Here is a 723-nt window from a genome sequence, read left to right as displayed (position 1 = left end):
ATCAGTTGATTTAACTGAGCCGGTAAGCGGAATTTAGCGTGTCGCACTAGCCGGTCGATTTTTCTTTGCTCACGCGTATCAATTTCATGAGTGAGCAATAAACTGACGCGCTCTATAAAGCTTTGCTCTTGATATAGATTTGGCTGTTCAAGCTGTTGCTTGAGTGCTTGCTTTATACCCGATAACTTGAGTAGTTGAAGTTGCTGGTTAATGGTGTTTATCATGTTTTCATTCCTTAATGGTAATAATCTGTGCCACGTATGTTGCTATGTGTAATTGGCTTGTCAGGCTCTGTTTTATGTGTGGGTAACGGTTGTTGATCCAACCCTTTCTTCAGCATCTGCTTTATTGATTTAAGTGTGGTCGTATTCATTATGATTGCGCGATAGCACGCTTGCTCAAGCCGCTCTTTTGAATAGATTTTAGCTAAACTTAACACCCCTAAACAGGCGCGATAAGCGTGCTCGGGGTGACGCCGTCCACTGAGCTGTAACTCAATAACTTGGTGGGTATACTCTCCAATACTTAATGCCCATGAGCGTAAATTTATCGGTGACTGCTCATGCTGTTTTTGATGCGCCAGAGACATATGATGAGGCTGTGTTGTATGCCCACCTAAATGATGTGAGCGCGGATGCTGTGCGATTAAGGTATCGTCATGATAAAGCTGTACTAGCTGATTGGTTATGTGTGCGCGTAATTGTTTCTTAACCCACTGATACG

The 723-nt window shown here is 43.2% G+C and carries 1 protein-coding gene and 1 pseudogene; both read right to left on the bottom strand.

Annotation, left to right across the window (positions count from 1 at the left end):
• Positions 1–224: ATP-binding protein (locus H5158_RS22675; protein WP_182740981.1), on the bottom strand; the 224-nt coding region annotated here is incomplete at its 3' end.
• Positions 225–235: 11 nt separating this feature from the next.
• A pseudogene (locus H5158_RS22670) lies at positions 236–723 on the bottom strand (IS21 family transposase); the annotation flags it as partial.

Source organism: Pseudoalteromonas sp. SR45-6 (genome assembly GCF_014163545.1).
Classification (GTDB): domain Bacteria; phylum Pseudomonadota; class Gammaproteobacteria; order Enterobacterales; family Alteromonadaceae; genus Pseudoalteromonas; species Pseudoalteromonas rhizosphaerae.
Note: the sequence above shows the minus strand (reverse complement) of the source record. Positions and strands in the feature narration are given on the sequence as shown.